This window comes from Frigoribacterium sp. Leaf164 (assembly GCF_001423665.1).
GTDB lineage: Bacteria > Actinomycetota > Actinomycetes > Actinomycetales > Microbacteriaceae > Frigoribacterium > Frigoribacterium endophyticum.
Genome location: NZ_LMOX01000003.1, coordinates 957,152 through 969,366 on the forward strand (window position 1 = coordinate 957,152; position 12,215 = coordinate 969,366).

General features: G+C 74.4%; 13 protein-coding genes. 3 read left to right on the forward strand and 10 right to left on the reverse strand.

Annotated elements, in window-relative coordinates:
* Nucleotides 1–45: 45 nt before the first annotated feature.
* The 3 genes from ASF82_RS12420 to ASF82_RS15320 are packed head-to-tail and all read right to left on the reverse strand — an operon-like array spanning nucleotide 46 to nucleotide 2,292.
* A complete protein-coding gene (locus ASF82_RS12420; RefSeq protein ID WP_082514613.1) occupies nucleotides 46–1,086 on the reverse strand; it encodes a flagellar motor protein MotB in 1,041 nt (346 codons plus the stop codon).
* Complete coding sequence (locus tag ASF82_RS12425; RefSeq protein ID WP_056057484.1) at nucleotides 1,083–1,910, reverse strand: motility protein A; 828 nt, start codon at nucleotides 1,908–1,910, stop codon at nucleotides 1,083–1,085. Before ASF82_RS12425 ends, ASF82_RS12420 begins: the two co-directional genes overlap by 4 nt.
* A gap of 1 nt (nucleotide 1,911) precedes the next feature.
* Nucleotides 1,912–2,292: a flagellar FlbD family protein gene (locus ASF82_RS15320; RefSeq protein WP_082514614.1), complete on the reverse strand. Its 381-nt coding sequence runs from the start codon at nucleotides 2,290–2,292 to the stop codon at nucleotides 1,912–1,914.
* A 324-nt stretch (nucleotides 2,293–2,616) separates the two neighbouring features.
* On the opposite strand from ASF82_RS15320, the gene ASF82_RS12435 reads away from it, so the two are divergent.
* From ASF82_RS12435 to ASF82_RS12445, 3 genes are all read left to right on the forward strand, one after another.
* A complete protein-coding gene (locus ASF82_RS12435; RefSeq protein WP_156370129.1) occupies nucleotides 2,617–3,225 on the forward strand; it encodes a hypothetical protein in 609 nt (202 codons plus the stop codon).
* 52 nt (nucleotides 3,226–3,277) lie between these two features.
* Complete coding sequence (locus tag ASF82_RS12440; protein WP_056057490.1) at nucleotides 3,278–3,625, forward strand: type II toxin-antitoxin system HicB family antitoxin; 348 nt, start codon at nucleotides 3,278–3,280, stop codon at nucleotides 3,623–3,625.
* Between the two features lie 89 nt (nucleotides 3,626–3,714).
* On the forward strand, nucleotides 3,715–4,542 hold the full coding sequence (locus ASF82_RS12445; RefSeq protein ID WP_369814277.1) for a YitT family protein: 828 nt from the start codon (nucleotides 3,715–3,717) through the stop codon (nucleotides 4,540–4,542).
* A gap of 21 nt (nucleotides 4,543–4,563) precedes the next feature.
* Here the strand turns inward: ASF82_RS12445 and ASF82_RS12450 are convergent, their stop codons facing one another.
* The 7 genes from ASF82_RS12450 to ASF82_RS12480 all read right to left on the reverse strand — a co-directional run bounded on the left by ASF82_RS12450 (nucleotide 4,564) and on the right by ASF82_RS12480 (nucleotide 12,203).
* Nucleotides 4,564–5,811, reverse strand: coding sequence for a mannosyltransferase family protein (locus tag ASF82_RS12450; RefSeq protein ID WP_056057494.1), 1,248 nt, complete (start codon nucleotides 5,809–5,811; stop codon nucleotides 4,564–4,566).
* Nucleotides 5,812–6,054: 243 nt separating this feature from the next.
* Nucleotides 6,055–7,227 (reverse strand): flagellar hook protein FlgE, encoded by a 1,173-nt coding sequence (locus ASF82_RS12455; protein ID WP_056057496.1) that lies wholly within the window; start codon nucleotides 7,225–7,227, stop codon nucleotides 6,055–6,057.
* Nucleotides 7,228–7,312: 85 nt separating this feature from the next.
* Nucleotides 7,313–7,774 (reverse strand): flagellar hook assembly protein FlgD, encoded by a 462-nt coding sequence (locus tag ASF82_RS12460; protein ID WP_056057499.1) that lies wholly within the window; start codon nucleotides 7,772–7,774, stop codon nucleotides 7,313–7,315.
* 58 nt (nucleotides 7,775–7,832) lie between these two features.
* A complete protein-coding gene (locus ASF82_RS12465; RefSeq protein ID WP_056057501.1) occupies nucleotides 7,833–9,626 on the reverse strand; it encodes a flagellar hook-length control protein FliK in 1,794 nt (597 codons plus the stop codon).
* Nucleotides 9,623–10,372, reverse strand: a complete 750-nt coding sequence (locus tag ASF82_RS12470; RefSeq protein WP_235491279.1) for a C40 family peptidase — start codon at nucleotides 10,370–10,372, stop codon at nucleotides 9,623–9,625. The genes ASF82_RS12465 and ASF82_RS12470 overlap by 4 nt, the downstream gene beginning before the upstream one ends.
* Nucleotides 10,369–10,875, reverse strand: a complete 507-nt coding sequence (locus ASF82_RS12475) for a flagellar export protein FliJ (protein ID WP_200932002.1) — start codon at nucleotides 10,873–10,875, stop codon at nucleotides 10,369–10,371. The genes ASF82_RS12470 and ASF82_RS12475 overlap by 4 nt, the downstream gene beginning before the upstream one ends.
* Nucleotides 10,875–12,203, reverse strand: coding sequence for a FliI/YscN family ATPase (locus ASF82_RS12480; RefSeq protein WP_056059126.1), 1,329 nt, complete (start codon nucleotides 12,201–12,203; stop codon nucleotides 10,875–10,877). The genes ASF82_RS12475 and ASF82_RS12480 overlap by 1 nt, the downstream gene beginning before the upstream one ends.
* Nucleotides 12,204–12,215 lie beyond the last annotated feature (12 nt).

The window sequence follows — 12,215 nt, forward strand, 5'->3', positions numbered from 1 at the left end:
GACGGACCTATCGGCCCGTGCCGTCACCGCGTTAGAGGTGCGTCGTCAGTGACCCCCGGACTGGGCCCCCTCGTCGTGCGACTCCTCCTTCTTCTCGCTCTTCTCGGACTTCTTCTCGTCCTTCTTCTCCGTCGGGGCCGCGGCGGCCTCCGCGGGGGCCGCGGGCGCGACCGGCTCGGGGTTCCTGCCCGCGGTCACCGCGCCTCCCGCTGCCTCGGCCGCCTGCTCGAGCTTCGGCAGCAGGGCGCTGACGTCGTCGCTCTGGTTGGAGAGCACGACGATGTCGACCCGGCGGTTCGCCGCGAGGTCGGCGTCGGTGCTGCCCTGCACGAGCGGGCGCGACGAGCCGAAGCCGACGGCCTGGGCGTGCTCGACCGGCAGGCCGCCGCGCTCGACGAGGTCGCGGAGCACCTGCGTCGCCCGGGCCGACGAGAGCTCCCAGTTCGTGGCGAACGGCGCCGTCGAGCTGCGCTGGTCGGCGTGCCCCTCGACCGAGACGTCGTGCGAGCTGTCGCGGAGCACGGGCGCGATCGCGTCCATCACCCGGGTCGCCTCGCCGCTGAGGTCGGCGCTGTTCGTGCCGAAGAACGTCTCGGAGCCGACGAGCCGCACGGTCAGGCCGCGGGCGTCGGTCGCGAACTGCACGTCGGCGCTGAGGCCGGAGCCCTCGAGGTTGCCGGCGATGGCCTCCTTGATGGCGGTCAGGTCGTCGAGCTCGGACTGCGCCAGGGCCTGCGCCGCGGCCGCCTGCTCGGCGGTCTGGGCCTCGCCCGACGCTGCCGCCTTGCTCATGTCGGTCTCGTCGCCCTCGGAGTAGCCCTCGCCCTCCTCCGTCACGTCACTCGCCGGCACCACGGTGCCCGAGGCGCTGTCGACCTTGCCGACGTCGGTCTGGCCGAAGCCCGTCGCGAGCGAGTTGCGGAGCGCGATGTACTTGTCCTGGTCGACGCTCGACATCGCGAACAGCACGATGAACATGCACATCAGCACGGTGACCATGTCCATGTACGAGGCGAGCCAGCGCTCGTCGGGGTGCTCCTCCTCGGCGTGGGCCTTCTTCTTCCGCCCGCCGCGGCTGCCGCTCACGCCGCGAGCCCCTGGTCGTCGGCGCCGGCCTTCGCCTTCGCCCCCTTGGCGCCGCCCTTGCCCTTGGCGTCGGTCAGCGCGTGGGTCGGCACCATGGCCTTGAGGCGCTCGCCGAGGAGGCGCGGCTGGCTGCCCGCCTGGACGGCCAGGACGCCCTCGATCAGCAGCGTCATGCGCGCCTCGTCGAGGTCGGCGAGCTTCTTCAGGCGGCCGGCGAACGGCAGCCAGAGGAAGTTCGCGCTGAGGAGGCCCCAGAGGGTCGCGACGAAGGCGGCCGCGATCAGCGGGCCGAGCTCGTCGGGCGACGCCAGGTTCTCGAGCACGTGGGTGAGGCTGACGACGGTGCCGATGATGCCGACGGTCGGGGCGTAGCCGCCGAGGCTGTTGAAGAACTTGCTCGCGGTGCGGTCGGCGGCGAGACGGGACTCCATCTCGTCCTCGAGCAGGATGCGGAGCTCCTCGCCGTCGGTGCCGTCGGCGATGTTCTGCAGCGCGCCCTTCATGAACTGGTCGGTCGACTTCTCGGCCTCGGCCTCGAGCGAGAGCAGGCCCTCGCTGCGCGCCTTCTCGGCGAGCGCCACGATCTCGTCGATGACCGACTGCGGCGGGATCACCTTGCCGGTGAACGCGTGCGGGATCTTCTTGAAGCTGAGCAGCGCGTCCTTGATCGTCGTGCCGGCGATGCCGACCGCGATGGTGGCGCCGAAGACGAGGAGCATCGGCGCCGGCAGCAGCAGGCCCTCGACGTGGACGCCCTCGAGCTTGATCATGCCGAAGAGGGCGCCGAAGGCGAGCAGGATGCCGATTATCGTCGCGGGGTCCACGTCAACGCTCCAGGGTGGTGGTCGCGGGGGCGGCGGTGGGAGTCGCGGCGGCGGTGGCCGTCGCGGTCGCGGTCGTCGGGAAGGGCGAGACGAGGCCGGAGCCGCTCGAGCCGCGGACGATGCCGAGCTGCGGGCCGGTCGACGTGCGCGAGCCGAGGGGCTGCGTCGCGGGGGCGGCGGCGTGCGGCTCGTCGTAGGCGATGGCGACGATGCGGGCGCGGTAGCGGGCGATCATCTCGATCACCTCGGCCATGGGCTCGGTGACGATGTACTTCGCCCCGTCGACCATGATCAGCGTCGTGTCGGGCGTCTCGTGGATCCGCTCGATCAAGTCTGGGTTGACAGCGAATCTGCTGTCGTTGAGTCGCGTGACGACGATCATCGGCCCGTCCTAGGTCTGTGTTCTCCCGCCACCGTCCGTGGGGCGAGCGAGCGCTCGTCCTGAGCTGCTCAGGGGGGACTATCGGCCGGGGGCGGGCCGCCGTTAGGCGGCGGCCACCGCGGTGTCCGCACTTCGGCGGACGCGCGCCGCGAGCGGCGCGTCGGCGCGTCGCCGCGTCGCCTCGTCGAGGTGCCCCGTCCTGGGCCCTCCGAGGCGTCGCGGGCCCAGGACGGGGCACCTCGATGCCCGCGGTCGCGGCGGAGACCGACCGATCGGTATGGTGTGTGGCACATATCAGTCGTGACCCCTCGGAAGAAGGCAGCCTTGAGCCACTCGCACCCCTCCCCCGCGCCCCTCACTCCCGGAGCGACGCCCGACGTCGTCGTGCACCGGCCGACCTGGGCGGCGTTCTGGGTCTCGGCGAAGACGCGTGCCCTCATCTTCGGGGCCGCGATGCTGTTCGTGGCGGTGCGCTCGGGCCCGTCGGGCCTCGTCGCCGTGGTGGTCGCCCTCGCCGTGGCCGGGGTCGGCTTCGCGGTGTTCCTGCGGACCGCCACGGTCACGGTCACGCCGACGTCGGTGAGCTACCGCCGTCTCGGCCGCACGAGCACGGTGGCGCTCGACGGGCGGCAGCGCGGCCTGCTCTGCGTGATGACCCAGGGCGTCCAGGGCATCCCGTGGCTGGGGGTCGTCGGCCCCGCCGGCGAACGCGTCGGCCTCAGCGGCGCCTACTTCGACGGCGCGGTGCTGGGCGACGTCGCCACCCGCGCGGGCGTCACGGTCGTGCCGGCCGAGCAGCGCCTCACGGGGAAGGAGGCGCACGGCATGGCACCGGGGTCGGTGCCCGCCCTGCTGCACCGCCCCGCCCTCGTGGCGCTGATCGCGACTCCCGTGGTCCTCGGGGTGATCGCCGTCATCGCGATCCTTGCCTAGTGGTGCCGAAGGTCAAGCAGGTACTCGCAGCGATCGACGAGATGGAGTCACGATGAGCATCGTTCTCGACACCCCCGAGGTGCGGCACTACAGCTACGCGGTGGCCTGGTCTGCGGAGGACCAGGAGTACGCCGCCACGGTGGCGGAGTTCCCGTCGCTCTCGTGGCTCGACGCCGACCAGGACGCAGCCCTGACCGGGCTCCGCGGCCTCGTGGCCGACGTCGTCGACGATCTCGTCGCCTCCGGCGAAGACGTCCCGACACCGTTCGGAGAGCGACGCTTCAGCGGCGAGTTCCGTCTGAGGACGACGCCGGACGTGCACCGCGGCTTGACCATCGCCGCAGCTCGTCAGGGCGTCAGCCTCAACCGTTACGTCAACTCCCTGCTCACGCGCGACTGAGGGCGCTCACGCAGAACGACGCACGCCCTCAGCCGAGCGACCACCCGGGCGAGGGCGAGCAGGCGCGGGCGGGCTGGCAGGATGTCCCGGTGACCGACACCCCCGCGAACGACGGCACGCGCGACGCCACCCCTGTCGCCCGTCCCTCCTCCCCCACCGCCGAGACCGCTGCCGCTGCCGACGGCGCGACCACGCCCACCGGTGCGACGCCGACCTGGTCGACGCCCGAGTCGACCGGGCCGGACGCCGCGCTGTCGCCCGACACGGCGACCCCGCTCGTCGACGACCCGGCCCTCACCGAGAACTCCGTGACGGTCGACGCCAACAAGCACACGCTCGCCGAGAACGTGATGGGGGTGGTGACGGGCGTCTTCATCGCCTCCTTCGGGCTGTTCCTGCTGAAGGAGAGCGGCTCGGTCTCGGGCGGCACCGCAGGCCTCGCCCTGCTGGTCAGCTACGCGACCGGCCTGTCGTTCGGGCTGCTCTTCCTGCTCGTCAACGTGCCGTTCTTCGCCCTCGCGCTCTGGAAGAAGGGCGTGGGCTTCACGCTCCGCACCGTGATGACCGTCGCGATGGTCTCGGCCTTCTCGTACCTGCACCCGGTCGCCCTCGGCATCGACGAGCTGAACCCCGTCTACGGCACCCTCGGCGGCAACCTGCTCGTGGGCGTCGGCCTGCTCATCCTCTTCCGCCACGGGGCGAGCCTCGGCGGCATCAACATCCTCGCGCTGATCCTCCAGGAGAAGGTCGGCTGGCGCGCGGGCTACGTGCAGATGGTGATCGACGTCGCCATCGTGCTGTTCTCGCTGACCGTCGTCTCCCCCTGGGTCGTGCTCGTCTCGGCCGCGGGCGCCGTCGTGCTCAACCTCGTGCTCGCGCTGAACCACAAGCAGGGGCGGTACCTCGGGCGGACGTGAGCCGCGGGGCACCCTCGCGCCCTAGGGCGCCCAGAGCGTCCAGAGGAGCACGACCGCGACGGCCTGGAGCACGACGCTGGCGACGATCGTGACGACCACGCGCCTCCTCGTAGCCGACAGCTGCGCGTCGGCGAAGAGCGGCGACAGCGGCAGCAGCATGCGGAAGCTGCTCTGCTGCGGCAGGAACACCGCCACCAGGTAGGCGACGTAGCCGATCGTGTACGTCTGCAGCTCGAGCCCCAGGCGACCCGACCGCCGCACGAGCCCGACGGCCAGGACGGCGATCAGCACCGCCGCGGCGACCACCCCGAGCCACCCGCCCATCGCCGCCCCGAACCGGAACCACGGCGTGAACGGCACGAAGCCGTCCGACCCGATGTAGTCGCGCCACCACGACGACTCCGTGGCGAAGTAGCCGTCGCGCTCGCCCGTGACGAGCGCGACGACGACCGGCCAGGCGAAGCCGGCCGCCGTGACGACGAGGCCCGCCGCCCAGATGCGCACGTGCTCGGCGACCGGCTCCCGCTCGCGGCGCACGAGCCGCACGAGCCAGGTCAGGCCGAGCGCCGCCGACAGCGCGAGGGCCCCCGGGTGCGCGAACGCCGCCAGCACCCCGAAGACCGCGAACCAGAGCCACCGCCGGGCCGTCATCGCGAGCAGCGCCGCGAACATCAGCAGCAGGAACAGGCTCTCGGCGTAGGGCACCTGCAGCACGAACGACATCGGCGAGACCGTGAAGAAGACGGCGCCCCAGAAGGAGGCGCGGGCCCCGAAGCGCCGCAGCATCAGCCGGTGGAGCACCAGCGTCGCGCCCGCCCCGGCGAGCGTCGCGACGACGAGAGCGCCGACAAGCCAGCTGCCGCCGACGACCGGCGCCACGAGCTTCACGACCGCGGGGAACAGCGGCATGAACGCCCAGGCGTTCTTGACGACCTGGCCGTCGTCGTTCCGCGGGAGCTCGGACGGGTAGCCGCGCTCGGAGATCTCGGCGTAGAACCGGGCATCCCACGACGAGAGGTAGCCGGCGAAGCCGGGGCCACCGTCGTGCTGCGCCCAGTTCGAGGTCGCGGTCAGGGCGTAGGTCGCCCCGAGCAGCACGGTGCTGAGCAGGCGCGCGAGGGCGTAGACGGCGAGGAGGCGGAGGGCCGTCGCGAGGGCGCTGGCAGCTGGCGCGGGCGGGGCCTCCGGAGCGGCGTCGAGGCTGAGGCCTGGGCCTGGGCCGGGACGGGGGGCGGGCGGCGTGCGGTGCGCCTCCGTCCCGGTGCTCATCTCCCTTGTCTACGCACCGGGCCCTGGGAGGCCCGCTCCCGCGTACCCCGCTCGTCGGGGCGTCGAGTGGTCGCGATCTGCTGCTCGCCGGCCTCTCGGACCGCAGATCGTGACCACTCGGCGCGTGCCCGCCGCCGTGCGGCGAAGAACCCCGTTCCGTTCACCGAACCCCGGGAGAACGGGGTGCAGTGAACGGAACGGGGTTCGTCCGGGCCGAGCAGGCGCGGCGCGGCGCGCGTCGAGCTAGCGCTTGAGGTTCGTGAGCTCCTGCAGCACCTCGTCGGAGGTGGTGATGATGCGGGCGTTCGCCTGGAAGCCGCGCTGCGCGACGATCAGGTTGGTGAACTCCTGCGAGAGGTCGACGTTGCTCATCTCGAGCGTGCCGCTCGAGAGCGAGCCGACACCGGGCGAGCCGGGGATGCCGAGCGCGGCGCCGCCCGAGTTGGCCGTGGCGCGGTAGCCCGACGCCCCCGCCTTCTCGAGGCCGCCGGGGTTGGTGAAGGTGGCGAGCGCGATGCGGCCGAGGGCGAGCGACTCGCCGTTGCTGAACTGGCCGACCAGCGTGCCGTCCTTCGAGAGGGTGAAGCCCTGCAGCGTGCCCGCCTCGCGGCCGTTCTGGTCGGTGACCGCGACGGTGTTGAGCTGCGCGAAGCCGGTGATCTTCGACAGGTCGACGGTGATGCCGTCGACGACCATCGAGCCGGCGCCGACCTGCGCGCCGTCCTGGAAGGCGAGGGTCGTGTTGCCGCCCGCGCCCGAGCCGTCGGTGCCGACGACGTTCCAGCCGCCCGCCGTGCGCGTGAACGACAGCGTCAGGGTCTTCTCCGTGCCGAAGGCGTCGTACACCTTCGTGTCGCGCGTGAGCGTCGAGCCGACGGCGGTCTCGGAGGGGAGGTTGCCGGCCACGTTCGCGGCGGTGGTCGCCGTGGCGGGGGCCGCGCCGTTGAGGGGCAGCGTGATGTCGCCGATGGCGCCGCCGTCGTTGACGACGCCGTCCGCGGCCGAGTAGCCCTGCACGATCTTGCCGTCGGCCGACACGAGGCGGCCGTCGGCGTCGAAGTCGAAGGCGCCGGCGCGCGTGTAGAGGGTGTCGTTGCCGAGGCGGGTGACGAAGAAGCCGTCGCCCGAGATCATCAGGTCGGTCGCCTTGCCGGTGGCCTGGGCCGAGCCCTGCGCGAAGTTGGTCGAGATGCCCGCGACCTGCACGCCGAGGCCGACCTGGGCGGGGTTGGTGCCGCCGATGCCGGTCTGCGGCCCGCCGGCGCCCTGGGTCATCTGCGACAGGGTGTCCTGGAACTGCGTGGTCGAGGCCTTGAAGCCCGCGGTGTTGACGTTGGCGATGTTGTTGCCGGTCACGTCGAGCATCGTCTGGTGCGAACGGAGGCCCGAGATGCCGGAGTAGAGGGAGCGGAGCATGGCAGCTGCCTTTCAGGGAGCATGAGGGAGGCGCGTCCTGCGCGGGGAGACCGGTCGCGTCCTGCAGCCGGTGTGGTGCGGGGAGCTACGGGGCGGTGGGAGCGGTCGGGGAGGTCGGCGCGGTGATGCCCGAGATGAGGTCGAGGGCGACCTCCTTGCCGGCGACGGTGACCTTGGGCACCGAGTCGGCGAAGGAGACGCTGGTCGCGGTGCCGGTGATGCTCTTGCCGTCGGCTCCGGTGTAGCTGACCTGCTGGCCGACGAGGTTCGAGGCCGCGATGCGCATCTGCAGCGAGAAGCCCTCGTTCGCGGTGGTGGTCTGGTTCGTGACCTGCTCCATCATCGCGAGCTGGGTGGTCTGCGAGATCATCGCGTTCGTGTCCATCGGCGACGACGGGTCCTGGTTCTTCAGCTGCGTGACGAGCAGCTTCATGAAGATCTCGCTGTCCATGGTCTGCTTCGGGGCGCGGCCGGCGCTGGCGGCGGCCATCGCGGCGGCCTGCGTGGCCGGGTCGACGGTTCCGGAGATCTGGTCGATCGAGGGCATGTGACGGGACTTCCTGGTCGGGGTCGTGAGGTCGAGGGGAGGCGGCGGGCGCGATCGGTCAGGCGAGCACGTCGAGCGAGGTGACGGGCCCCGAGGAGGCGCGGTGCACGCCGTCCGCGCGGGCGGCGGCCCCGAGGCCGGTGCCGGAGCGCCGCAGCCGCTCGTCGTCGGGCGCCCGCCCGGCGGCGCCGTCGCCCCGGCCGTCGCGATCGCCGGTGCCCGCGGCCGCGCCCCGGTCGTCGGAGGGGGCGTTCTGGCCGGAGAGGTCGATGCTCGCCTGCACCCCCGACCCGCCGAGGTCACGGCGCAGGTCGGGCAGGATCGCCCGGACCGCCTCGCGCCCGGCGTCGGACGCCGCGAACATCTCGACGTGCATGCCGTGCGCGCCCACGTGGGCACGGACGGTCACGGGCCCGAGGGCCTCCGGGCTGACGCTGACGGTCACGACGTGGGTGCCGGGGCCGGCGGCGGCCAGCGAGAAGAGCGGCCGGTGCAGCTGCGGGGTGAGGGAGGGCGCCGGGGCCGACGGGGCCGCGGCCGGGGCGGGCGTGGCCGCCGCGGTCGCGCTCGGGCCGGAGGCGGGGGCCACGACCGGCACGGCGAGGAGGGCGGCGGGGCCGGGGTCGGCGGGGGTCGGGGCGGCCGCCGCCGCGCCGGGCGCGGAGCCCGTGGCGGCCGTGCTGCCCGTGGCGGAGCTCGACGCGGCAGGGCCGGCCGGGGCCGCCACGAGGGTCCCGAGGTCGGGCGTCGTCGACGTCACGACGACGGGCGCGGAGGCGGTCGTCGCTCCGACGGGACCGCCCGCGGCCGTGGGGTCGCCGGCGGGCACGGCGGGGGCCGGCGCCGGGGCCACGGGCGAGGCGGCACTGCCCGTGGACGGGGCGGCGGGCGACGGCGCGACGGGACCCGGCAGGGCCGGGGTCGACGTGGTCGGTGCGGAGGTGGCGGGAGAGGCGACGGAGGCGGCGGCCGGGGAGGCGACGCCGCTCACGTCGCCGAGGGCACCCGCGGCGCTACCGTGCGCACGGGAGGTGCCGGGGACGACTGGGCCGGTGCCCGTCGACGTCGGGGGCAGGCTCGCCGTCGCCGAGGCGAGGACCGCCGCGGCGCCGGACGACGTGCCGGGCAGCACCCCGGCCACCGGCGAACCGACGACTGCGGCGGGGTCGACGGCGGCGGTCACGCGATCCGTGGTCGTGGTCGTGGTCGGAAGGGCCTCGGTCGTCGGCGTCTCGACCATCGTCGGAGCGGTGCCGAGCCACGGCGCGGTCGCGGCGAGGACGGCCGTCGGGAGCGGACCCGACGCAGCCGGGACGACGGCGGCGGACGTCGCATCTGACGTGGCGGAGACGGCGGTGCCGGACGCGGGATCGACGACGGCCGCGGCCGCGTCGTCCGCCGCGGGAGCGGTCTCGCTCCGCGCTGCTCCACTCCGGAGTGGATCAGCGACCCCGGCGGGCGTCGCGCCCGTGCCGGGGGCGTCGCCGACGCGCGTCGGGGCAGAGGCACGGTCGTCCGCGCCGACGGGGCGAGCGGGGTGCGGCTGGACCCGCGACTCCCCCACGGCCTCGCGGGTCAGCCGGGCGGCGGCCGCCCGGGTGGCGACGACGTCACGGGCGGCGCCGGCGTCACGCGACGACCCGGCGTCGCGCGCCGAGCCGGCGTCGCGCGCCGAGCCAGCGTCGCGCGACGAGCCGGCGTCGCGCGCCGAGCTCATCGCCGCGCCGAAGGCCCCGAGCGCAGCCGCGCCCGAGGAGGGGACGGCGCCCGAGCCGAGCCCGGCGGCGCGACCCGACGCGGGCAGCGCCGACGGCGCCGGCGGCGCGGACGGCAGCGTGCGCAGCCCGCTCACGAGGTCGCTCCCGACCGCATCAGCTGCTGCAGCTGCGCGGTCATCAGGTCGACGTTCTGCACGGAGCCGGCGGCGGCCGCCGCGGCGCCGACCGACGACACCGGCGCGGTGCCCGCCGTCGCGGGCACGACGCGGCGGATGGTCGCGAGGTCCGAGTCCTTGTACCAGTTGTTCACGATCTGCACGTCCTTGCCGGGGCGCGGGGCGTGCAGCACCTTGCCGTCGCCGAGGTAGATCACGATGTGCCCCTCGCCCTTCGGCACGAGCAGGTCGCCCGGCTTCGCCTCGGCGAGCGACGGCACCTCGGCGCCCATGTCGGCCTGATCGGGCACGACGCGGGGCATGGCGACCCCGAGGTCGGCGAACACGCGCTGCACGAGCCCGGAGCAGTCCATGCCGCTCGCGTCCTCGCCGCCGAACACGTAGGGCACGCCCAGGTACTTCTTCGCGGTCTCGACGACGTCGGGGCCGGTCGCCCCGCTGCCCGAGGCCACGGCGCCCTTCACGGCGTCGACGGAGGCGGTGGTCGAGAGCGAGCCCGCACCGGCGGCCGAGGAGGCGGCCGGTGTCGCCCCGGTGCCGGCGAGCGCGTCGGCGAAGGCGCCGGCGGACGCGGCGGACGTGCCGGTGCCGGTGCTGGCGGCGGCGGCGCCGCCGAGCAGCGCGGCCGCCCCGCCGGTGCGGAGCTGGGCGATCTGGCTCTGGATGTCCTGGATGCGTGACAGGACCTCGGTCACGGGGCTCACGAGCGTCCTCCGGGAGGGGTCGAGGGGGAAGGCGGGAAGGGCGAGGGAGTCGCGGTGCCGGCGCCCGGTGCCGGCGCCGCGGTCGGGGCGGGCGGGGCCCACGACTGCGTCGCGATCTCGTCGAGGGCGACCTGCTCGTCGTGCAGGTCCTCGGCGGCGGAGAGCACCGCGTGCTTCTCCTCCAGCTTCTCGAGCCCGATGGCGGCGCGGCGGGCCTCGCCGAACGCGGCCTGGGCCTCGGCGGCCTCGGCCTGGCGGCGCTGCGTGACGGCGTCGAGCTCGGCGAGCATGCCCCGGGTCGAGGCGCGCGACGCGGCGACCGCGCTGAGCATGGCCGCGTCGGTGATGGCCACGGGGCCGTCGTCGAGCGTGCGCCGCGCCGCGAGCCGCGCGTCGGCGGCCGTCCGCAGGCGGCCGTTCGCGTCGGCGAGGCGGCCGGCCGCGATGTCCTGCTGCGCGTGGCGGAGCCGGAGCAGGCCCGCGAGGGAGAAGGAGCGGGCCATCAGGCACCTCCGAGTCGAGCGGTGAGCTGGGCCAGGCGTCCCCACGACTCGGCCGAGGGGGCCTGGTCGTCCATGGCCTGCTGGAGGAAGGCGTCGATGGAGCCCTGGTGGTCGACGGCCGCGTCGACGAGCGGGTTCGTGCCGCGCTGGTACGCGCCCACGTCGAGCAGGTCCTGCGCGGCACGGCGGGCGGCCATGACCTTGCGGAGGCTCGTCGCCGCGGCGCGCTGGGCCGGAGTGGTGACCTTCGAGGCGACGCGCGAGACCGAGCCGAGGGCGTCGACGGACGGGAAGTGGCCGGTCACCGCGAGCTTCCGGTCGAGCACGACGTGCCCGTCGAGGATGCTCCGCGCGGCGTCGGCGATCGGCTCGTTGTGGTCGTCGCCGTCGACGAGCACCGTGTAGAGGCCCGTCACGGAGCCGACGCGGTCGGTGCCGGCGCGCTCGAGCAGCTCGGCGAGCACCGAGAAGGTCGACGGCGGGTAGCCGCGGGTGGCCGGGGGCTCGCCCACCGAGAGGCCGATCTCGCGCTGCGCCATGGCCACGCGGGTCAGCGAGTCCATCATCAGCACGACGTCGGCGCCCTCGTCGCGGAACGACTCCGCGATGCGGGTCGCGACGAACGCGGCGCGCAGGCGCATCAGGGCCGGCTCGTCGCTGGTCGAGACGACGACGATGGAGCGCGCGAGGCCCTCGGGCCCGAGGTCGTCCTCGAGGAACTCCCGCACCTCCCTGCCGCGCTCGCCGACGAGGGCGACGACGCTGACCTGGGCGTCCGTGCCGCGGGCGATCATCGAGAGCAGCGACGACTTGCCGACGCCCGAGCCCGCGAAGAGCCCGACGCGCTGGCCGCGGCCGACGGTGGTGAGGGTGTCGAGCACGCGCACGCCGAGCTGCAGGGGCGTGTCGATGCGGGCCCGGTGCATGGCGGAGGGGGTCTCGTGGTGCAGGCCGACGAGGTCGACCGGACGGCCGTCGGGGCGGCGCAGCGGGCCCTTGCCGTCGATCGGGCGGCCGAGGCCGTCGAGCACGCGGCCGAAGAGGCCGGCGCCGGTCGGCACGAGCAGCGGGCGGCCCGTGGAGCGGGCGGGCGTGCCCGCGGTGACGCCGGTCAGTCGACCGAGCGGCATGCAGCGGAGGCCCTCGGGGGTGGTCGCGACGACCTCCGCGAGGGTGGCGCCGGGAGCGCCGGGGCCGGCGGAGTCGCCGACGGTGACGACGTCGCCCACGGCGGCGTCGAGCCCCTGGACGGTGATGCCTAGGCCCACGGCGCTGACGACGCGCCCCACGCGCTGCGGGAGGGCGGCGACGCGGGCGGCCGCGACGATCGCGCCGAGGTG

Bases quoted from the DNA above. Each gene is read 5' to 3' on its own strand.
- ASF82_RS15320 (WP_082514614.1), bottom strand. From the start codon at position 2,292: ATGATCGTCGTCACGCGACTCAACGACAGCAGATTCGCTGTCAACCCA.
- ASF82_RS12440 (WP_056057490.1), top strand. From the start codon at position 3,278: ATGAGCATCGTTCTCGACACCCCCGAGGTGCGGCACTACAGCTACGCG.
- ASF82_RS12450 (WP_056057494.1), bottom strand. From the start codon at position 5,811: ATGAGCACCGGGACGGAGGCGCACCGCACGCCGCCCGCCCCCCGTCCC.
- ASF82_RS12455 (WP_056057496.1), bottom strand. From the start codon at position 7,227: ATGCTCCGCTCCCTCTACTCCGGCATCTCGGGCCTCCGTTCGCACCAG.
- ASF82_RS12460 (WP_056057499.1), bottom strand. From the start codon at position 7,774: ATGCCCTCGATCGACCAGATCTCCGGAACCGTCGACCCGGCCACGCAG.
- ASF82_RS12475 (WP_200932002.1), bottom strand. From the start codon at position 10,875: ATGGCCCGCTCCTTCTCCCTCGCGGGCCTGCTCCGGCTCCGCCACGCG.